This is a genomic window from Turicimonas sp. TL08 (genome assembly GCF_054660695.1).
Genome location: NZ_BAAGDP010000003.1, coordinates 50473 through 71363 on the forward strand (window position 1 = coordinate 50473; position 20891 = coordinate 71363).

Consider the following 20891-nt stretch of genomic DNA (forward strand, 5'->3'; position numbering starts at 1 on the left):
GGCGTTTTCATTTGCAGAGGAGAAAATTAAACTCCGCCTTTGAAGCCGTTCTGTCTCCAGGCTTCATAAACGGTAATAGCTGCTGAATTCGACAAATTCAGAGAACGATTGTTCGGCATCATCGGCAAACGGACGCAGTGGGCAGGGTCAAAAAGATCCCTGACTTCCTGAGGCAGTCCGTGCCCTTCAGAACCGAAAACAAACCAATCATTAGGTTTGAATTCCAAACCTTGCACCAGTTGAGTTGCCTTTGTCGTCATTGCAAACATTCTGGAGCGATCAGGTTTCTCCGCTTCAAGGAAGGCATCGTAGTTGGGATATATCTTGACGTCCGCATACTCGCGATAATCCAGACCTGCGCGTCTCATATGCTTATCTTCAAATGAGAAACCTAACGGTTCAATAAGAATTAAACGGCATCCGGTATTCGAGCAAAGACGAATGATATTGCCTGTGTTGGGAGGAATCTCCGGATGAACCAATACGATGTTAAACATGGTCTTTTTCTGAATTCAAAATTTCTTTTAGTTTAGAGAAAGCTTTCTTTTCAATCTGCCTGACTCGTTCCTTGCTGATACCTAACTCTTTAGACATATCATCCAAGGTAGCCCCTTTTCCAGTTGTCTCATCATAAAGCCAACGGGCCTGAATAATTCTTCTGCTTCTCTCATCAAGCTGTTCAATTGCATTCGGCAAGTCACTGTTAAGGGCCTTATCGTAAAGAGACCGTTCGAGCATTTCATCAGGAGAATCTCCCTCGGCCTCCAGCCAATCTTCCATTGGTTTATCGTCCTCGTCATGCACCGGGGGCTCATCGAGAGAAACATCGTGTCCGAGGAGTCTAAGCTCCATCTCCTTGACATCAGCGGGCCGTACCTCTAAGTCCTGAGCGATCTTATTAGTCTGCTCCGTAGTCAATGCCTCCGAACCTTCCTTCATGCTTCTGAGGTTAAAGAACAACTTTCTTTGAGCCTTCGTGGTTGCAACTTTGACCAGCTTCCAATTTTTGATGACGTAATCTTGAATCTCCGCACGAATCCAAGTCATCGCAAAGGTTACGAGACGAGCACCGTTATCCGGATCAAACCGTCTTACGGCCTTCATCAGTCCAATGTTTCCTTCTTGGATGAGATCAGGGAACGGCAGCCCATAACCCAAGTATTGGCGGGCAATCGAAATAACTAAGCGCAAGTGAGAAGTAATAAGTTCGCTTGCGGCTTCTAAGTCGCCATGATCGCGCAGTCTAACGGCCAGTTCTTTTTCCCGCTCTTCTGTAAGCAAAGGAGCTGCATTGGCAGCTCGTATGTATTCTTCTAAGCTTCCGGGGGTTCCGCGAAGTGCCAGCGGAGTCGGATGGTAAGGAGCAAGAGCTGTACTTTTAGGCTTGTCTGTATTCTGTTTAGTCATCAAGGCGTATTCTAATACAGCTGTGATTTTTCCTTAATGTGTCAATCAGTTAGAAACGCCTACTAGAAGGTAAGCGGTTTGGTTCTGCCCGCAGTGATGTAAGAGCAGATAGCTGCATAGACCACTAAAACGAAAGTCAGGAACAAACAAATCAAAATGTTGACACCCAAGGACGGCAATAAATGCACCTCGAACGCATCTTCCAGAAGCGGGACGCTCACATAAGTAGTAATGAAATAAAGAACGCTTCCAATGGCACTGCTGATAAGAGTCGCGGCACAGGCAATTTCAACCAACGGACCGCTTACTTGCCAACGGTTAGCACCGAGCATTAACAGCAAAGCTTGATCGTGCTTCAGGAAACTGTTGAGTCTATGAATACCAACCACAAATAGCAACCCGACCAAAGCACAAGCAGGAATGCCGAAAGCCGCTGCTCCCAAAGCCAGTGCTTGTCTCAAAGAATATCTCTTTTTAATCCAATCAAGATTGGCGCTTACAACCGAGACATCTTTAGCCTCTGCAATTACATGCACCATTTCTTGGATGGAGGCAAACGGCGTGGAGATTGGGAAGGTAATGACATAAATATCAGGTATCTTGTCTTTTTTACCAATCAACTTGAGGATATCTTCTTCCAAAATATCTTTCGGCGGGATTAAACGAATCTCGGATCCCGGTGCCAATTGATCTAATTGGGAAGTTAAAAATTTTTTTGCATCTTCTGCCTTGGTACCCGGTTCCATAAAAACCGATATTTCGTCTCCCGTCATGGTTCTATGATTTTCATAGAAAGAAATAAAAATCAAAGACATGTGCGCTAAAAGGCAGAATGCCAGCGAACAAAGTGCCACAACAACCCAGAAGGATTTCTTATCTTGCTTGAGAGAGCGAACTGCCCTGACGTTGACGGTAATCACTAACTTCCTCCTAGATTAATGACTCTCAAGGACTTGATTTCAAGAGGAAGCGGAACGCTAGAGGTCATTACAACGGCGTAACCGATCTTTGCCAGTTTTGTGCAAAGATAGAGAAATTGTTCCTGAGAAGTTCCATCCAACCCTTCCAACGGATTATCCGCCAAAATCATTTTCGGACGCCCCACGAGAGCACGAGCTATCACTACACGTTTTCTCAAACCTTCGGAGAGATTTTCGACTTTCTCGTCCAGGTATTTAGACAAGCCGCAGAGTTCTGCACTTTCTTTGGAATATTCAATTGCCTCTTTCGGCTTGATACCCAACAGCTGTGCAGACAATCTTAAGTTCTCAAGAACTGTGTAGGTGGTAAATAAGTTGGAATGAGAAGGTATAAGTCCCAAAGTTCTTCTCCACGCCAACTTTTCTGACTCACGCATCACACTGACGCTGTGTCCCTCAACGATGACTTCACCGGTATTGGGTTCCGCCAAGGCAGCTATAAGGTTCAGAAGGTAAGTTTTACCGGAACCGTTCGGTCCCTCAAGCAAAATAAAATCAGGCTCTTCAATCACAAAGGACAAGAGACCTCCGGTGTTCCTCCCTTCTTTCCGGATAGGAATTTCTGAAATCTCGACTAAGATATTCTTGGGACTCATCGTGTATAAATTTCAAATTTAATTCCAACCTTAGCCCATATTTCTTTTTCTTGACCGAGCAGGTACTCAGTTAACGGATGCTCGGAGAGCCAGTTCTTTGGAATACTCATCATGAACCCGTCCGCACCGCTGAACAACTGAATAGGCGGAAGGTCTGTATCAATCTTAGCATGGCAAAGAATCACCGCTAGCCTAAGGGCCAAGATTTTCTCGGCGATTGATCGATCGGCAAGGAATGAAGCGACTTTCTTCAGATTGCCTCGATGGGCCAAAACAATAGCCGCCAGTTTCTCTTGTTCTGAACGAGAGAAGCCCGGGATATCGCTGTTTCTAATCAAATACTCGCTATGTTTGTGATAATCGCTTCGAGAAAGACTCAAGCCGATTTCATGTAAATCCGCTGCCCAAGCAAGTTCTTTAAGCTCTTCAGGAGATGCAGACGGTTCAATCTTCTTGTAAAGTTCTTCTGCGACTTTGGCGACTCTGGAGGCTTGTTCTTCGTCAACATGCATTCTGTGCATTAATGAATGAACGGAGGCCGCTCTGGGATCCTTATCGAGTTTTCTCCCGGCCAAATCATAAAGAATGCCGTAACGTAATGCCCCGTCGGCCGGTTTCATCGATTTAAGTTTAAATTTATTGAATATTGCAAGCAGCACGCATACACCGCCGGCCAGTACCTCTCTTCTGTCATCCTTCATTCCCAAGAACTTAAAAGAGCTGGTATTACCAAATTCGAGCATGGCATATTTCAGCTTCAGGAGAGCCTCTAAGGTTATCGTACCGTCAGTCCAGCCCTGGTCGTGCAGAATCAAGGAAACTGCAGAGGCGGTACCAGAGGAGCCGAACGCTTCCTGCCAACCGCATCTAAAAAACTTCTCAATACTGCTGTCAAATTCTGCTTCTGCCGAAAGCTGTGCTTTCTGCATCATGGCTGGTGTAATGATGCCGTTTTTAAAAAACGCTACGGAAGTATTAACGCATCCAACATGGAAAGAGTCAGCTTCCAACACATCCCTAACATGCCCGATAACGCATTCGGTAGACGCACCCCCGATGTCAACAATCAATCTCTTCTTATCAGACCTCGGCAGGGCAAAGCTGCATCCTTCGTAAACCAGTCTAGCCTCTTCCTTTCCTCTTAAGATTTCGATTTTGCAGCCTAAAACCTTCTCGGCTCTTTGGATAAACTCTCTTGAGTTTTTAGCACTTCTGAGAGTCTGGGTTCCAACTGCTCTGATTTGAGATCGAGGAAAGCCTTCGATTTTCTCAGCGATACGTGCCAGAGCCTTCAGTGCTCTTTCCTGTGCCTCTTCAGTCAGATTTCCTTCACTATCTATGCCGCCGGCTAATCTAACCGTCTCTTTCCAGCTTCCCTCGCTAATAATGACTTCTTTTTCTACACGAGCTATTTCCAAACGAAAACTATTGGAACCCAAATCAATTGCAGCTAAGCGCATTTTTCTTCCTTAATTATTCTTCTATTCCGACCAACGCATTTGCAAATTGACGAGCATTAAACGGCTGCAAGTCATCAATTTTTTCTCCCACTCCGATGAAATAAATCGGAAGAGGTTCTTTGCGCATATCTGCCAAAGCCAAAAGCACGCCGCCTTTAGCTGTTCCATCCAGCTTGGTGATAATAAGGCCGGTTAATCCGGCTACATCATCAAAGCTTTTAGCCTGCATCAAAGCATTTTGACCGTTAGTTCCGTCCAAAACCAAGATAACTTCGTGAGGGGCACCTTCCATAGCTTTGCCCTGCACTCTTTTAATGCGGGAGAGTTCATTCATTAAATTGGTCTGAGTCGGCAGACGCCCGGCAGTATCAACCATCACAACGTCCGTCCCTCTTCTTTTCCCCGATGAGATAGCATCAAAGGCTACCGAAGCAGGATCTCCCTTTTCCTGCGCAATAACTTCTATCTGGTTTCTGTCGCCCCAAATTTCGAGCTGTTCTCTGGCCGCAGCTCTGAAAGTATCACCGGCTGCAAGCAGAACGGTTTTCTTTTCATTGGCAAAAAACTTAGCTAATTTGCCGATGCTGGTGGTTTTACCGGCTCCGTTTACACCGCACATCATCCAGACTGTTGGTTGATGAATTTCCAAATCCGGTGCTTTTTCACAGATTTTTAACCTTTCTTCAATAACATCTCGCAGAGCTATCTTGACTTCATCTTGAGTCTTCAGACCCTTAAGTTTGATTTGATCTTTAAGCTGACTAATAATCTTGGCGCTCGTCTCCACACCGACATCAGAAGAGATTAACTGGAATTCGAGCTCTTCCATAAACTCATCGTCAACTACACCTCCGGAAAAAATTCCGATTAAATTGATTCGACTCTTAGAAAGACCGTTTTTTAATCGGGCAAACCAACCCGTTTTTTCTTTTTTTGTGTCCATGACTGACAATTATCAATTAAAGTTTAGCTACCACTAATTTGAGTAAGTTTACACACACATGAAACAAGGCGGAAAAATCAGGATTATTGGGGGCCTCTGGAAGAGAACTCCTCTCCCCGTTTTGGACTCAGAGGGCCTTCGGCCTACCGGCGATAGACAACGTGAAACCATTTTTAACTGGCTGAATCATCTTTTTGACGGCGAGTTCTCCGACAAACGTTCTTTGGATATGTTTGCGGGTACCGGAGCATTGTCTTTTGAAATGGCGAGCCGAGGCGCAGAAAATGCTGTGATTCTTGAGAAAAACCGCACTGCTGCAAAGCTTATTGAGCAAAGCAAAGAAAAACTGAATGCCGACAACATCCATATTTTTTGCGGGGACTCGTTGAAAGACTCAAGAGCGGAGGAGTTCGGTCCTTATGACGTTGTCTTTATCGATCCTCCGTTTGCTCTCAATCTTCAGGAAAAAGCCATAAAGAAAGCCGTCCCGCTGCTCAATTCCTCAGGCCTAATCTATGTGGAGAGCCCGACGGAGATATCAGATGAATTTTTAGATTCTTTCGGCTTAACGGCCGTAAAACGATCAAAGGGAGGAGCAAGCCACTTGCTCTTAGCTCAAAAATCGGAGAATAGATAATGATTGCGACTTATCCCGGCACTTTCGATCCTGTTACCAAAGGTCACGAAGACCTTATCCGCAGAGCTTCCAAACTTTTTCCTCAGCTAATTGTGGCCGTTGCAGAAAGCCGGAAGAAGAACACTCTTTTTTCTTTAGCTGAACGCGTAGAACTGGTTAAAGCTGTTACTCAAGACCTGCTTAACGTCAAAGTTATCGGTTTTGATTATCTTCTGGTAGACCTTCTCAAGCAAAATCATTCTTTATGCATCGTCCGAGGCGCCAGAGCGGTCAGCGATTTTGAATATGAGTTTCAGATGGCCGGGATGAACCAGTTGCTCTTGCCGGAAGCAGAGACGATATTTTTGACGCCGTCCCCCGGCTATCAATTTGTCAGCGGGACCTTCGTTAGAGAAATTGCTCTTCTCGGAGGAGATGTCAGCAAATTCGTCAGCCCTGTGGTGTTGGAGGCTTTTCAGAAAAAGCTATCAAAAACCTAGGTTATGTGCGCTGTTCATTCACAATTCTCACTTGAACAAACTCATCTATCTATAAGGGTATTTACCTAAAACATCCTCCCAATTGCCAAGGTAGTTAACTCTTTTCTCCTCTTCTAAAATGAAGGGGTGATACTTGGGTTGGGGAGCGTCCCAAACCAAGTAATACCCGTTGGATTTTTGTGGGAGGCGGAAATGAGTAATGTTTCGTGGGAGTGGCTCTCTGCAGTACAGCAGGGTCGACAATACGATCTTGATGCAAAAACGCCTGACTGTGCAGTTCCAATTGTTCCATGGATTCATCCGCCGGTTCATCCCAAACTTCAGAATCTTATTGTCAGAATCGGTCGAAAAATCCAGTTATCCCGCCAAGACAAGCTCATTTCCCTAGACCGAAGCATCAGTCATCTCGCTCTCGTGACCAGCGGAGTTACAGCACGGAATTTCGGCAACCCCATCGTAGGAACGGAGAATGCTGCGGCTATCTCTCCTCCGGGCCATATTGCATTCGGTAATTTGAACTTTTTTACCGAACGGCCGGCTTTCGGACATTATTTCGCTTTAACAAAAGCGGAAGTTGTTGTCTGTAACAAAGAACTTCTTCTTCCAGCCCTGAAAGCCGATCCCGAACTTTTTGTTCTGCTTGTTCGACATTTTGAATGCTGTGCACTATCAGACCGCATTGGCTTTGCTTTCATGGCGTTTGCGCCGGTCGAAGAACGGCTGAAGGCTTTTGTTATCAGTTGGGCAGTGCATTATGCAAAGCTTTCGGAAAGAGACGGAAAGCCGTGGCTAACAATGCCCGTACCCTTAACTCGAAGCAACCGCTGTCTTTTGGCAAACGCATCCTCTGTTTCAACAGATACTTATCTAAAACGGTGGAAAGACAACAGCGTTTGGATTCGAAATGGAGATTTTGTCTCTTGTCCGACCTCTTTCTTAGAAGAGACCTATAAATGGATGAGAAAGTCCGAGGAGCAGAGTGCATACTCTTATGCCCCTACGCTTCTGGAACTCTTCCAGCATCTCCATGAAATCCGCTCTCCGCTCTACTGAAGAGACTTTCAAGCCGTCTTATTCAACCTCAAAAGCCGTATCTTTCTGCCAAAGACTCGGCTTTTGATCGCATAGGGCAATTTTTTCCGGTGCCGGAATGTCTTAAATAGCTAGAGGCAAGCCATCTCAAATCTTTTTTATCACTATTTCTCACTTAATCCTCACTTAATCTTGTGACCTTCTATCACTATCTAGGGGGAACCCTAGCATTCATCAACCAAAATACTTAGGTAGTTGGCAAAACGGCTGATTTTTAGAATTGTTACTAAAGATTCACCTCACAACCACTTAACACAAGGAAAACTATTATGAATATCTCAAGACGTTCCTTCCTCCGCTCTTCCGCAGCAGCTTCCGTTGCTACTCTCGGCATGCTCGGCACAGCCCATGCTGAAGCCCTCCCTAAAGATGTTAAATGGGATGAGACTTGCTCTCTTCTTGTCATCGGGACAGGTTTTGCCGGCCTTGGCGCTGCACTCGAAAGCCATTATCTCGGCATGAAGGACATCCTTGTTGTTGACAAAATGCCATCTGCCGGCGGCAACTCCATCATTAACGGCGGCGCTATCGCAGCAGCCGGAACCGACATGCAGGAAAAAGCAAATATCAAAGACAATGCTGACCTCCTCTACTCCGACATTCTGAAAGCCGGCGGCGGTATTGCCCATGCCAACCTTGCCAGAAGAATTGCTGACGAATCCGTCTCCAACTACAAGTGGCTTCGCGACGAAATCGGCGTTAAGTTCAAAGCTGTTACATATCACGGCGGCCACTCTGTTCCCCGCAGCCATGCTGTTATGGAAAACAACGGCTCCGGCTTCATCAATCCAATGCTTGCCAAGTGCAAAGAATTCGGTATCAAGGTTCAGCTCCGCACAATCGTTGACGATCTCGTCGTTAACGACAAAGGCTGTGTAGTCGGTGTTAAGGCTCGCATTAACCATCGCTTCAACCGTCCGGAAAGCGGCAAGGTTGTATACATCCGCGCTACCAAGGGCGTTCTCATTGCCTCCGGCGGCTTCAGCCAGAACGTTAAGATGCGCACCAGCCATGATCCGCGCTTAACCGACGCCTTCACTTCCACCAACCATCCGGGTGCCACAGGCGAAATGATTCAAGAAGCTCAGCAGATTGGTGCCAACACTATTCATATGGACTGGATTCAGCTTGGCCCATGGACCTCTCCTGACGAATCCGGCTTCGGTTTAGCTCCTCTGGCTGTTGAATCCATGGTTGGCTACGGGCCAATGATCAACCCGAAGACAAGCAAGCGCTTTATCAAAGAAACCGGCAACCGCAAAGTTCGAGCTGACGCTATCGTTGCTATCGGTGCTCCTGCCATCATTTATACCAATGAACAAAACTTCATGAACAAAGTCGTTGGCAAGAACATGAAGCAGGAACAGTTCGAAGCTGCTCTGAAGAACGGCGTTATCCGCAAATTCGATGATTTGAAGTCTTTAGCTGAGTTCTACAAGCTTGACTATGCAACTCTTGAAAAAGAAAACGAAACTTTCAACGGCTACATGAAAGCCAAGAAAGATCCGGAATTCGATTGCATGTTCTTCAATGACGGCGTTCAAAACGTTAAAGGGCCTTTCTACGCCATCAGACTCTGGCCGCGCGTTCACCACACCATGGGCGGCTTGGAAATCAATGAAAAGGCCCAAGTCCTCAATGTTAAGGGCGAACCAATCTCCGGCCTCTACGCAGCAGGTGAAGCAACAGGCGGCGTTCACGGAATGGTACGTCTCGGCACAGTTGCTGTGGCTGACTGCATCATCTTCGGCCGCATCGCTGCCAGAACTGCAAACGCATGGGGCGGCTGCTAATTAGCCATGTAATCAGTGAAGTGCCTCACGGCACTTCACAGCTCATCGGAGATTCTTATGAAAACCAAAAAACTATCTTCAATTTTATGGGCTTCTTTAGTTTGTTCCGTCGCTTTTGCTCTCTGCCAGCCTTCTTATGCTGCAGACGCTAAGATGGGAGCAGACCGTCATATCGCTAAGGGATTAAATTGTCAGACTTGCCACGGCAATGACATGAAAAATCCGCAATTCCCGGAAGAAGCTACCTGCGTACAGTGTCATAACAAAGAAGCTTTAGCAGAAAAAACTAAAGATTTGCCGGGAGCCAATCCTCATAAAGCTCCTCATAACGGAGACTGCATTAACTGCCATCTCCAACATGAACCAGCTGAAGACTACTGCGCTCAATGCCATAAATTTAACTTCAAAGTTAAATAATTAAAACAACCAATCAAAAGTGGAACATCATGAAAAAATATAGCTCACTACTCACCGCAGTCCTTGCATCCGCTTGTTCTCTCGCTTTTGCTTCCGACATCACTGTCTATGGGGTCGTCGACTCATACGTTCAGGTCTACAACGGCGGTAACGGTACCGTAGTGGACATTGGAAGCGGCGGTAAAGGCGGATCTCGCTGGGGCATCAAAGGAACCGAAGATCTCGGAAACGGCGTCAAGGTATTCTTCCGCTTGGAAAACGGATTGTTGCTGGATGACGGCACAAATACTCCCGCCGGAAACGGTAACGGCTGGGCCTTTCAAAGAGAATCTGTTTTAGGTTTAACCAGTAATGATTGGGGCACCTTCTCTTTCGGCCGCCAGTACACACTGAATTTCGGAGGTATTGCTCAGTTTGATGCATTCGCCTGCAGCTTGGGCAGTACTATCAACAACTTCATGTCACCTGCTCCTTATCTTCCGAGCACTCACATTCCGGGAATCAATGGAGCATCCGGTGTTGATAACCTGACCAGACGCGACAATTCATTTATATATGAAAGTCCGAGTTTCGGCGGCTTAAAAGTTTCCGCCATGGTATCTCTAGGAGAACAGACCAAACTTAATGGAGAAACATCCAACAAGCTCGGCAACTCCTATGCCGCACAAGCTGTCTATCGCAAAGGTGCTTTTGGAATCGGATTTACCTACACCTATCAAAATCTGGCTGGTAAAGCTCCCAATGATTTCCAAACCATTAACGCACATGAGTCACTCTACAATGTCGGCGCCAGCTACGATTTTGGATTCACAAAACTCTATGGCAATTTCGTCTTCCGCGACGGATCTAAAGCCTTGGATCGCAACGCCAATCCAAATATTGCCGTCTACAGCGTATCTACCAAGACACCTTTGGCCGGCGGCTATTTACTCAATGGTCTCGCCTTCTTGAGAAACAACACAACAGAGCATGCCAACGCCTGGAACGTATCAGCCCGATACGACTATCCGTTGAGCAAACGTACAACTATTTACGGCGGTGCAGCCTATATGCACAATGGTGCAAATGTTAATTACACCATCAATGGTGGCGGCGGATCTTCTTCGGCTCCTGCAACTAAAGTTGGCAAGAGCCCCTGGACTACATTTATCGGCTTAAACCACAACTTTTAATTAGCTAACTAGCACCTGCTGCTGAATTCGGAAAATAGGACGGAGAAGGGTTGGAAAGTTGCACTCCGTCTTCCGAATCCAGCTGCTAGTCTCTCCAATTGAAGAAAATTTTTTCGCCCGCACCTCTGATGCGGGCCTTTTCTTTCTCAAAAACAAATACTCTCGGTTCAACTATTAGAACTCAGCCGACGAGTCTTTAATCAAGTCAGCACAAAAATCTGCCAGTTTTTTCCTAGCTGCTAACACTTCAGTGTCGGTCTGACGATGCCTCGAACTCCAAATAGAATCCGGAAATGCTGCGTCATCTTCATAGCGAGCAATCAAGTGCCAATGAAGATGAGGCACCATATTTCCGAGCTGAGCCCAGTTAACCTTGGTAGGACTCATGTTCTCTAAAACGATTTTTTCTATCCTGCTCAAAGCCGAAATAATGCGCATTTGTGCTTCAGGACTAAGCTCTGACATTTCTTTAACGTGATCATTGGCAATCACGCGAAAATATCCCGGATAGTCCGCGTCATTGACTTGAATGACCCGAAATAAATCATTTTTGAGAAGTACGTTCTCACCCGTTGGAGAGCAAAGAGGACAATTTGTCATAGAAGCACCTTTTCAATAAGTCCGTCCTTCACTTCAGACAGAACCTTATGCATCCAATTCTTACCGTGTTTAGCTTTCATCATTTCGACAATCAAGAATTCGCTGGTAGTCTTGACTGCATCTGAGTAACGGCTCATGCCCTGATAACATCCGGGGCAAGTTGTCAGAATCTTAATTTCACCGCGGAAGTCGTCTTTCTTCAGTTTGGCCGAAGCGCCTTTGAGACTTTCTTCTTTGCTCTTGCGAACTTGGCTGGCAATATCAGGACGTCCGATAGCAAAAGTTCCGCTTTCCCCGCAGCACCTTTCAGAAAGTTCGATAGAAGAACCATCCGCAGGTTTAAGAATCTGGTTAACAGTCTTAATAGGAACGCCTTCTTTCAACGGAGTATGGCATGGGTCGTGGTAAATGTAGCGCGTGTTTTTAGCACCCGGCAGTTCAATACCTTTTTCCTTCAAGAAGTCGTGAATGTCCATCACTCGGCAGCCCGGGAAGATACTTTCAAAGTTGTATTCTTTGAGTTGATGCAGACACGTACCGCAGCTGACCAACACGGTATTGATATCTTTGTAGTTCAAAGTATTGGCAATACGGTGGAAAAGCACTCGGTTGCGGGTGACGATTTCTTCGCTCTTCTGCTTCATGCCGTTGCCGGCCTGCGGATAGCCGCAGCATAAGTATCCCGGAGGAAGCACCGTTTGGATATCCAAATCATGGAGCATACCGATGACTGCTACGGAGACTTGAGAATATAGACGTTCACTGCCGCAGCCCGGAAAATAAAACACGGTTTCTTTTTCGTTCCTTTCCTTATTTCTAATAATCGGAACATATGTTGTTTCTTCAATGTCGAGCAACTTACGAGAAGTTGTAGGAATCTCAACCTTCGGAAGCTTGCGGTTGACCAAATGGATAACCTCTTCCTTCAGAGTCGGCTTGCCTGTTGAGAATCCGGGACGTCTGGCCGAAGGAGCAGCCGCCATCTTCAAAGTATCGGCCGCCATTCTTTGAGCCTTGAAGCCGTACTCAATCAATCCTTTTCTAGCTGCACGAATAAGCATCGGCTTTTCAATCTCAAGGAACTTAAGACCGAAGTATTTGGCCGGAGATTTCTTCTCTTTATTCAGACGATGAAGCATGTCTCTCATCATCATCGTGACGTGCCCGAAATCAATCTTGACCGGACACGGCTTCTGACATTTTTGACAAATTGTGCAGTGGTCCGCTAAATCTGCGAACTCCACAAAATGCTTCTGAGACAGGCCGCGGCGGGTCTGCTCTTCATAGAGGAAAGCCTCAAGAAGCAGGGATACCGCGATAATCTTATTTCTCGGCGAATACAGCAGATTGGCATTGGGTACGTGAGTAGTACAGACCGGTTTGCATTTACCGCAGCGCAAGCAAGTCTTGATTTCATCAGAAATCTGCTTGGCTTCGCTGTTTTGCATAATGATCGACTCGTGACCAAGCAAATTAAAGCTGGGCGTGTAAGCCAAAGAAAGGTTGGCCTCCGGTCTAAGCTTGCCTTTGTTGAAATGACCTTGCGGATCAACTCTGTCTAAGTACTCATAAAACTGATGGAACTGTCCCGGTTCAACAAACTCAATTTTCGTCATACCAATACCGTGTTCGCCGGAAATCGCTCCGCCGAGCTTCTTGGCCACACCCATCACATAAGCAACCGCTTCGTTAGCGATTCTGAGCATGTTGATGTCGTCGGAGTTCACCGGAATATTGGTATGAACGTTGCCGTCGCCTGCATGCATATGCAGCGCAATGAACACACGGCCACGCAGAACCTTGTTGTGAATTTTCTTAATCTGCTCTCTGACTGCTTCAAAGCTGTCGCCGGCAAAAATGTTGTACAACGGTGCGATAACTTCTTTTTTCCAAGAGATACGGAGTAAGTGGTTCTGAACAAGACCCAACAATGTGGAGTACTTTTCTTGAGATTTAACTGACTCCTCGATGACTCGGCCGAGACTTTCAAGCGCGGGAACCGCTTCAGCCGAGTTTTCATCCAAACGATTCAGGACATACTTCCACTGGGATTTAACTTTATCCAAAAGAGCAATTGCAGCAGGGATTCTTTCTTTTAGCAGTTCCTCCTTGCTCAGTCCCTGGGACGATACTGCCAACTTGCCTAAGGCGATTGGCCCGCGAAGATAAGCTTCAACGGCATCAATCATGTCTATCTTATTCTGGATGGAGCAGCGGATATTAAAACGCTCGCAGGCATCGGTGTACTCGCCAATTTTGTCCAGCGGGATGACAACGTCTTCATTTAATTTAAAGGCGTTTGTGTGTTTGGAAATTGCTGAGGTTTTAGAGCGTTCCTGCCAGAATTGGTGACGGGCTTCAGGAGTCTTTGCAATAAAGGTTTCACCGTTGCCCTCAAGAGCAATTTGTTTGATTTTCTCTACTTGACGGTCGATAGCTTCTTCATTGTCCCCAATGACATCACCGACAATAACCATCTTCGGATATTCGGCGCGCACACTCTTCGGGGCATAGTTAATTGCATGAAGATAGCGGTCGTCCAAATGTTCCAAACCGGCGAGCATCACGCCCTCGGGATGAGAATCAAGCAACTGAGAAATTGCATAAATAGCCGGACCGGCGTTGCTGGCAGCTCCGTAGAACTCTAAACAAAGAGTTTGAGTGAACGGCGGCATCTTATACAAAACGAATTTGGCAGAGGTAATGATGCCGTCAGTGCCCTCTTTCTGAAGTCCCGGCACACCGCCGAGGAACTTATTGGTTACGTCCTTTCCTAATCCCGGCTTCCTGATTGTGCTGCCGTCAATCTTGATAATTTCAGTACGAAGCACCTTGGCATTTTCAGGATCTTTGGTACCTTCTTTGTACACAACCTCAAATTCAACTTCTTTTTGTTTATGAATCTTGCCGAGGTTATGGTTTAGACGAGTGACTTCAATCCATTCGCCGTTGGGACCAACCATACGATACCAATAGACACTGTCAACTGTGGTGCCCCAAAGAACAGCCTTTTTACCGCCGGCATTTTCTGCGATGTTGCCCCCAATGGAACAAGCGTAGTTAGAGTTTGGGTCAACGGCAAAAATCCACCCGTCTTTGGCTGCCTTATCGGCCACTTGTTTATTTACGGCACCGGCCTGGGCATAAATCGTTGCAGTCGCATCGTCTCTGCCGCGCAAATGAACCATTTCCGGAGCGGCGATGGCATTAAGTTTTTCCGTATTGATAACAGCGCTTTTCTCATGAAGCGGAACTGCGCCTCCGGTATAGCCTGTACCTGCACCTCGAGGAACAATCGTCAAACCCAAAGAGATACAAGCTTGAACAAGACCTGGAATTTCGGATTCGCTGTCGGGAAACAAAACCACAAAAGGATAGTGGACACGCCAGTCCGTGGCATCTGTCACATGCATTGCGCGGGAGAAACCGTCAAAACGGATATTTTCCGGCTTGGTATGTTTTTTCAGTTTCTTTATAACCAAACGTCGGAAATCCCAAGAGCGTTCGAAAGAACTCTTAAATTTTTCAACGGTCACCAATGCTTTCTGAATCAGCTGAGAAATCAGCTCTTCGCGCCTAGAAGAACTTCTGCCGTCGATTCTCTTTTGAATGGCATTAATACGGTGATAAAGCGCATCAACCAACAGGTCTCTTCTCTTTTTGTTGAAGAGCATATCCTCCTGCAGATACGGGTTACGCTGAATGACCCAGATATCTCCCAGCACTTCGAACAGCATACGTGCAGAACGTCCCGTTCTGCCCTTTTGAGCTCTCAGGGTTTCTAAAATATCCCACGCCTCTTTGCCAAGCAAACGAATGACAATTTCGCGATCTGAATAAGAAGTGTAGTTATAAGGAATTTCCCTTTGTCTATGAGTCTCTTCTCGTTCGGTTTCTTTGGCTGTAATTCTTTCCTTTTCCACAGGCCTATCTCCAGGTCATTGTTTAGAAGAATCTTTTTTCTTCGAACTTTTATCAAAGTCAGTGAAAAACATTGTACCTTCTGACCTTGAAAATAGACTGATCTCAATAGATTTTTTCTCGACAAAACAAATTTTCACCGTTTCTAGTGGTATGTTTGAAAGTTCCTGTAATCAACTATTAACCGGTTAAATCAATGCTTGAACAAGAATATCTTCGCCGCGTTTTAACGGCAAATGTTTATGAGGTAGCTAAAGAAAGCCCTCTTCAAAAGGCCACACTCCTCTCCGCCAGAACTGGCAATACCGTACTTCTAAAGAGAGAGGATCTTCAAAGCGTGTTCAGTTTCAAACTGCGCGGTGCCTTCAACAAGATGTCAAAACTTTCTGAAGAAGAAAGAGCACGAGGAGTTATTGCCGCCAGCGCCGGCAACCACGCACAAGGGGTTGCCTTAGCAGCCAGCAAACTTGGCTGCAGAGCCGTTATCGTGATGCCGATTACCGCACCTGATTTAAAAGTTAATACAGTACGACGCCTCGGCGGTGAAGCCGTCCTTTTCGGCGACTCATTCTCTGAAGCCGCTGCTTATGCCGAGGAACTAAAAAATAGAGAAGGTCTAACTCCAGTTCATCCTTTTGATGACCCTGATGTGATTGCAGGACAGGGCACCATTGGTATGGAGATTATTCGCCAAGCCAACGGCAGAAAAATTGATGCAGTGTTTGCTCCGGTCGGCGGGGGCGGACTGCTTGCCGGTATTGCCGTTTACATTAAGGCCCTGTACCCTGAGATTAAAGTTTTTGGTGTTCAAACCGTTGATTCCGACGGCATGCGCCAATCTCTTGAAAAAGGTGAAAGAGTTGAACTCCAGGATGTCGGCCTCTTCTCCGACGGTACTGCCGTAAAACTCGTCGGTAAAGAAACTTTCAAGCTTTGTGAAAAATTCGTTGACGGCATCATCACCGTGACTACCGATGAAGTCTGCGCCGCCATCAAAGATGTCTTCCAAGACACTCGCAGCATCCTTGAACCGGCCGGTGCCCTTTCTGTGGCCGGCATTAAGAAATACGTCAAAACAAATCAAGTCAAGAACGAAACTTTAGTCGGCATCTTGTCCGGTGCCAATATGAACTTCGATAGACTGCGTTTTGTCGCAGACCGAGCAGAAGTCGGTGAACACCGCGAAGTACTTTTCTCCGTCACTATTCCGGAAGAAAGAGGTTCTTTCAGAAGACTCATCTCTCTTCTCGGCAACCGCAATGTCACCGAATTCAATTACCGTATTTCCGATGCCAAGGACGCCCAGATTTTCGTCGGCATTCAGACTCAGCATAGAAGCGAAGCCGAGGGAATCGCTAAGCTCTTTAAGGATAACGGATTCCCCTGCTTGGACATTACTGATAACGAAATGGCTAAGACCCATTTGAGATACATGGTCGGCGGTCACTCTGCATTGGCAACCAATGAGAAACTCTTCCGATTTGAGTTCCCGGAAAGACCGGGCGCACTCGGTAAGTTCCTCTCCAGCGTCAATCCTGACTGGAATATTTCCTTGTTCCATTACAGAAACCAAGGCGCTGACTACGGCAAAGTCTTAGTCGGTTTGCAAGTTCCTGACAGCGATAGAGAAAAACTCAATGATGTCCTCAAGAATCTTGGTTATTCCTATGTTGAAGAAACTGACAATCCGGCTTATAAACTGTTCTTAGGATAATTAAGGACTGTTTTCATCATGGACCCGATCTCTGACAAAAGCGTAGAACAAGTAATGTCGAGGCTTCCTCCGCAAGCCAGAACCGCCCTGCATGTCATGTCTGAAATGCAGAACAGAGAACCGGAAGACGTCCTAAGAGATGAAATCAAAAAATATATCGAAGGACGCATCCCTGCTATTGACCTCGAAGGGATCGTCCACGGTATTAAAGACAAGGCATACACTGCAGGCTATCTAGTCGGCAGTCTTAGAAAATTTGCCCGAAACTGGAACTCAAGATAGTTCTGAAAAAATTGGGCCGAGAATCTTCATAGTTCTCGGCGTTTTTGTACCTAGACAAAACAATTCTGAACATCTATTACGTCAATGAAAAACCACCAATAGAACGCTATGTGTACCAGTCCGAACCATGGTAAGTACAAGCTTCTCTATATCTGAGCAGTACACCATCAGCCAGTCATTTTGTATATGACACTATCGGACATTTCTATTCTGACGGAAATCCAGAAGCGAGTAATCTCGTTACTTTCGACCCAACGGTTTTTCGTTAATGAGGAGATTAATAACAGCTTTCAATTCGGCTTTTAACAGCCTTCTTATAGCTTTTTTGAATTGAGAACAATACTTAACGCGAAGCATTTAACGAATCCATGACGTCATCGGCAGTGGAGAAAGGTCCGACAAGATCTTTCTCTTCTATCGCTTCCTCGATAGCTTTCATGGTTTCTTGAGACGGTTTTTCGATTTGCAAAACAAAAGGAAATCCGTTTTTTCTTATCATTGCTTTAGCAAAGATATTTATGGCTGTGGAAGGAGATAGGCCAAGTTCCTCACAGACCTGAAAAAATTCAGCCTTAACTTCCGTATCCATGCGAGCGCTGACAGTACAGTAGGCCATACTTAATCCATATTTTTATAAAAGTCTCTTGCATTGTATTACGAATGCGCAACACAGCGCCTCAGTTCCTAAAGAACTGAGGCGATTTGAGGATCAAACTGGAAAAAGTATATTACCCAAGCAGTTTCTTCACAGTCTTGATATAAATATCCAGGCAGTTTCTGACCTGATATGGATATCCATATTCATTGTCGCCGTGCATATTTCCGCCGGACGGACCGAAGGTCACGACAGGAATTCCCAACGACACAGCCAAAATATTGGAGTCACAAACAGAAGGGTCGTAGGCGCATGGAAGCTTTTCTCCAGTTACTTCAGTAAAACTGTCTTGGAGAGCAAGCACAAGCTCATGATCTTCAGGAATAGCGAAAGATTTCATGTATGGGCTGCTTCTTGGTTTGAGACGCACCTCTACTTTGTCTTTCAGTCCAAGCTTTTCAGCTGCTTCCGTGAGCTGCTTGAGACAGCTTTCTTCGTTCTCTCCGGGGACCACATAGCGGTCAAGGAAGAGCAGAACAGTATCCGGCACCGTCAAAGTCGCGGTAGTGCCCCCTTCAATGTAACGAACACACCAAGTCCCTTTTTCCAGTTTCGGATGGGTTGCCGTGGGAAGGGCTTCGATCGCTTCTGCCATCTTGCCTGCCAGAATAATGGCGTTTTCTCCGCTTTCCGGATATCTGCAAGTGTGGCCGGCTCGGCCATGAACGATAACTTCAAAGCTTAGTCTGCCGCGGAATCCTACCGCCACATTGTCATAGCGGCATTCGGCCATAATGGCGTAATCAGCATGAATATTATCTTCGTCAACCAATTGGTAAGTACCTTTGCTGAGGATTTCTTCGTCGGAAACAAAGCACCCCACCAACTTTCCGGAGAACTCTTCTTTATGGTGTGCGAAGTACTCCAGCGAACAAAGGATATCGGCAAGTCCGCCTTTCATATCCATTGCACCTCGGCCGTAGACCTTATCACCTATTTCAGTCGGTTTAAAGGGGTTGGTATTCCAGTTCTTTAAGTTGACCGCTACCGTGTCGATGTGGCCGATTAGCAGCATGGTTTTACCCGGTTTTCCGCTATCGAGTTCGCACCAAACGGATGGACGTTGGCGTTCTTTATCATCCGGGAAGTAGCTGTAATGCGGTTCTATTCCCATTCCTCTCAGAACTTCAGCAACATAATTAGCGGCATTGATTTCATGACCGTCGACGGAGTCGATGCTGATGAGGTCGTACCATCTCTTAATAACTGTATCCATCATTAATCCTTTGCTAAAGCTGCATTACCGGTTAAAACTTCTTCCTCAAGTTTGGCTTCGTCTTCTTCCATCTTGGCCAAACCGATACCTGTTAAAGCGTAGACGGCAGAGAGAATGATGGAGAGCCAAAGCATCGGAGCAAATGCCATGAATGCAATATTGGCGACGCCGAGTGTGGAAGCCGTGTAGGAACCTGTTGTGGACCAAGGAACCAACGGAGCAAGTCCGGTACCTGTATCCAACATCATGCGCATCAAATTCTTACGGTGAAGTTTGTATTTCGGGAACATATCCTTAGTCATAGAGCCGACTACTGGATAGCTGACGTAATAGGCGCCCGTAATCATAAAGAACAGAGTATGAAGGCACATCACACCGAAGCACATGATACGGCCATTCTTTGCGAACTTCGTAACGTAATCCAATAAAACTTGAGCAACACCGGCAGTTCTCAAAGGAGCACCGAAGATAGCTGCGGCCATCAACAAACCGATTGTACTGAGCATGCTGGTAAAGCCGCCGCGGTTAAGCATCTTGTCTACAAATGCGGAATCCGTATGAATAGAAAAGCCGCTATACATGAAGTTCATGATGCTCTTAAGGGTAACGCCTTGGAGAAGCATGGCAATGAAGGCTGCAACGGCAATACCGGCTACGAAAGTAGGAATAGTCGGTTTTTTCCAAACGATAAGAGCGATAACTACCAATACAGGAAGCAAGGTAATTGGGCTCAGAACGAAACTCTTTTCAATAGTGTGAAGAATTTCAGAATAAGTGGCGCCTTCCATTGAACCGGAGGTAAAGCTCAGGCCGTAAACAAAGAAGAAAATCAAGCTGATGATATAAGCCGGACCGGTCGAAATCAAAGAATGTTTGATACCCTCAAGCAATGGAGTATCACTTACAGTTGCTGTAATAACGGGAGAATCGCTAAGCGGCGAAATCTTATCACCAAAGAATGCACCGACGCAGACGGCACCGGCAGCTGCTTCAACCGGAACACCCAGGCCTTCGGCCACACCCATACAGGCCACACCGACGGTAGCCAAAGTTCCCCAAGATGTACCTGCTAAAGTACTCATTAAAGTACAAAGAATACAGGCAACCGGCAAGAAAAGTTCAGGGGTAATGACCTTCATCCCGTAGTAAATCATAACCGGAATAGTACCGGCAGCCATCCAGGCACCGATTAAGACGCCGACTGATAACAGAATTAACATTGCCACCAGCATTGAGGCGATCATATCTTTGATGCCTTTTTGGATCTCGTTGTAGCCAATGCCGAAGGCACAAGCCATCAAGCACATAATGGCACCGTCAACCGCCAAAACAATTCTGGCGTTGACTTTAAGTGTCATCAGGCCAAAGAAAATTATTGCAATTCCAAGAAATAGCATTGACATAGCCTGCCAAGGGGCTAGTTGCTTGCTTTCAGAGTTAGCCATTTGTTCCTCCAGGGACACTAAATATTTATTTCACAGGGTTGAGCCTTCCGGTCTCAACATAGTTAATGTGTCTCTGCGAGTT

The 20891-nt window shown here is 46.1% G+C and carries 20 protein-coding genes; 8 read left to right on the forward strand and 12 right to left on the reverse strand.

Annotation, left to right across the window (positions count from 1 at the left end; translation table 11 throughout):
- Positions 1 to 26 precede the first annotated feature (26 nt).
- The 6 genes from trmL to ftsY form a co-directional block, all read right to left on the reverse strand.
- Positions 27 to 497 carry a tRNA (uridine(34)/cytosine(34)/5-carboxymethylaminomethyluridine(34)-2'-O)-methyltransferase TrmL gene (gene trmL, locus ACYQ4O_RS02355; protein ID WP_308512868.1) on the reverse strand — a complete coding sequence of 157 codons (471 nt, stop codon included), beginning with the start codon at positions 495 to 497 and terminating at the stop codon, positions 27 to 29.
- On the reverse strand, positions 490 to 1407 hold the full coding sequence (gene rpoH, locus ACYQ4O_RS02360) for an RNA polymerase sigma factor RpoH (RefSeq protein ID WP_460174631.1): 918 nt from the start codon (positions 1405 to 1407) through the stop codon (positions 490 to 492). The genes trmL and rpoH overlap by 8 nt, the downstream gene beginning before the upstream one ends.
- Before the next feature lie 62 nt (positions 1408 to 1469).
- Positions 1470 to 2327 (reverse strand): cell division protein FtsX, encoded by an 858-nt coding sequence (locus ACYQ4O_RS02365; protein WP_460174632.1) that lies wholly within the window; start codon positions 2325 to 2327, stop codon positions 1470 to 1472.
- A complete protein-coding gene (locus ACYQ4O_RS02370; RefSeq protein ID WP_460174633.1) occupies positions 2327 to 2983 on the reverse strand; it encodes an ATP-binding cassette domain-containing protein in 657 nt (218 codons plus the stop codon). Before ACYQ4O_RS02370 ends, ACYQ4O_RS02365 begins: the two co-directional genes overlap by 1 nt.
- Complete coding sequence (locus ACYQ4O_RS02375) at positions 2980 to 4443, reverse strand: Ppx/GppA phosphatase family protein (RefSeq protein WP_460174634.1); 1464 nt, start codon at positions 4441 to 4443, stop codon at positions 2980 to 2982. Before ACYQ4O_RS02375 ends, ACYQ4O_RS02370 begins: the two co-directional genes overlap by 4 nt.
- Before the next feature lie 13 nt (positions 4444 to 4456).
- Positions 4457 to 5386 carry a signal recognition particle-docking protein FtsY gene (gene ftsY / locus ACYQ4O_RS02380; protein WP_460174635.1) on the reverse strand — a complete coding sequence of 310 codons (930 nt, stop codon included), beginning with the start codon at positions 5384 to 5386 and terminating at the stop codon, positions 4457 to 4459.
- A 58-nt stretch (positions 5387 to 5444) separates the two neighbouring features.
- On the opposite strand from ftsY, the gene rsmD reads away from it, so the two are divergent.
- The 6 genes from rsmD (at position 5445) to ACYQ4O_RS02410 (ending at position 10976) form a co-directional block, all read left to right on the forward strand.
- Positions 5445 to 6023 carry a 16S rRNA (guanine(966)-N(2))-methyltransferase RsmD gene (rsmD, locus tag ACYQ4O_RS02385; RefSeq protein ID WP_460174636.1) on the forward strand — a complete coding sequence of 193 codons (579 nt, stop codon included), beginning with the start codon at positions 5445 to 5447 and terminating at the stop codon, positions 6021 to 6023.
- The gene (gene coaD / locus ACYQ4O_RS02390; RefSeq protein ID WP_460174688.1) at positions 6020 to 6502 is read left to right on the forward strand and encodes a pantetheine-phosphate adenylyltransferase; all 483 of its coding nucleotides are present in this window, start codon (positions 6020 to 6022) and stop codon (positions 6500 to 6502) included. Before rsmD ends, coaD begins: the two co-directional genes overlap by 4 nt.
- 192 nt (positions 6503 to 6694) lie before the next feature.
- The gene (locus tag ACYQ4O_RS02395) at positions 6695 to 7555 is read left to right on the forward strand and encodes a cyclic nucleotide-binding domain-containing protein (RefSeq protein WP_460174637.1); all 861 of its coding nucleotides are present in this window, start codon (positions 6695 to 6697) and stop codon (positions 7553 to 7555) included.
- A gap of 308 nt (positions 7556 to 7863) precedes the next feature.
- The gene (locus tag ACYQ4O_RS02400) at positions 7864 to 9387 is read left to right on the forward strand and encodes a flavocytochrome c (RefSeq protein WP_308512877.1); all 1524 of its coding nucleotides are present in this window, start codon (positions 7864 to 7866) and stop codon (positions 9385 to 9387) included.
- 57 nt (positions 9388 to 9444) lie between these two features.
- On the forward strand, positions 9445 to 9804 hold the full coding sequence (locus ACYQ4O_RS02405; protein WP_308512878.1) for a cytochrome c3 family protein: 360 nt from the start codon (positions 9445 to 9447) through the stop codon (positions 9802 to 9804).
- Between the two features lie 29 nt (positions 9805 to 9833).
- Positions 9834 to 10976: a porin gene (locus ACYQ4O_RS02410; protein ID WP_460174638.1), complete on the forward strand. Its 1143-nt coding sequence runs from the start codon at positions 9834 to 9836 to the stop codon at positions 10974 to 10976.
- 174 nt (positions 10977 to 11150) lie between these two features.
- Here ACYQ4O_RS02410 and ACYQ4O_RS02415 read toward each other — a convergent pair whose 3' ends face one another.
- Positions 11151 to 11576 carry an HIT family protein gene (locus ACYQ4O_RS02415; RefSeq protein ID WP_460174639.1) on the reverse strand — a complete coding sequence of 142 codons (426 nt, stop codon included), beginning with the start codon at positions 11574 to 11576 and terminating at the stop codon, positions 11151 to 11153.
- The gene (locus ACYQ4O_RS02420) at positions 11573 to 15499 is read right to left on the reverse strand and encodes a DUF3683 domain-containing protein (RefSeq protein ID WP_460174640.1); all 3927 of its coding nucleotides are present in this window, start codon (positions 15497 to 15499) and stop codon (positions 11573 to 11575) included. The genes ACYQ4O_RS02415 and ACYQ4O_RS02420 overlap by 4 nt, the downstream gene beginning before the upstream one ends.
- A 194-nt stretch (positions 15500 to 15693) precedes the next feature.
- Between ACYQ4O_RS02420 and ilvA the strand changes: the two genes are divergently transcribed.
- Both ilvA and ACYQ4O_RS02430 read left to right on the forward strand, forming a co-directional pair.
- Positions 15694 to 17211 carry a threonine ammonia-lyase, biosynthetic gene (ilvA, locus tag ACYQ4O_RS02425; protein WP_308512882.1) on the forward strand — a complete coding sequence of 506 codons (1518 nt, stop codon included), beginning with the start codon at positions 15694 to 15696 and terminating at the stop codon, positions 17209 to 17211.
- An 18-nt stretch (positions 17212 to 17229) separates the two neighbouring features.
- On the forward strand, positions 17230 to 17493 hold the full coding sequence (locus ACYQ4O_RS02430; RefSeq protein WP_066594383.1) for a hypothetical protein: 264 nt from the start codon (positions 17230 to 17232) through the stop codon (positions 17491 to 17493).
- 81 nt (positions 17494 to 17574) lie between these two features.
- On the opposite strand, the gene ACYQ4O_RS02435 is transcribed toward ACYQ4O_RS02430, so the two are convergent.
- From ACYQ4O_RS02435 to nhaC, 4 genes are all read right to left on the reverse strand, one after another.
- Positions 17575 to 17679 (reverse strand): type II toxin-antitoxin system RelE/ParE family toxin, encoded by a 105-nt coding sequence (locus ACYQ4O_RS02435; RefSeq protein ID WP_374041550.1) that lies wholly within the window; start codon positions 17677 to 17679, stop codon positions 17575 to 17577.
- Between the two features lie 157 nt (positions 17680 to 17836).
- On the reverse strand, positions 17837 to 18109 hold the full coding sequence (locus ACYQ4O_RS02440) for a type II toxin-antitoxin system RelB/DinJ family antitoxin (protein ID WP_308512883.1): 273 nt from the start codon (positions 18107 to 18109) through the stop codon (positions 17837 to 17839).
- A gap of 112 nt (positions 18110 to 18221) precedes the next feature.
- Positions 18222 to 19364 carry a M20 family metallopeptidase gene (locus ACYQ4O_RS02445; RefSeq protein ID WP_460174641.1) on the reverse strand — a complete coding sequence of 381 codons (1143 nt, stop codon included), beginning with the start codon at positions 19362 to 19364 and terminating at the stop codon, positions 18222 to 18224.
- A 2-nt stretch (positions 19365 to 19366) separates the two neighbouring features.
- Positions 19367 to 20809 carry a Na+/H+ antiporter NhaC gene (nhaC, locus tag ACYQ4O_RS02450; RefSeq protein ID WP_460174642.1) on the reverse strand — a complete coding sequence of 481 codons (1443 nt, stop codon included), beginning with the start codon at positions 20807 to 20809 and terminating at the stop codon, positions 19367 to 19369.
- Positions 20810 to 20891: the final 82 nt, after the last annotated feature.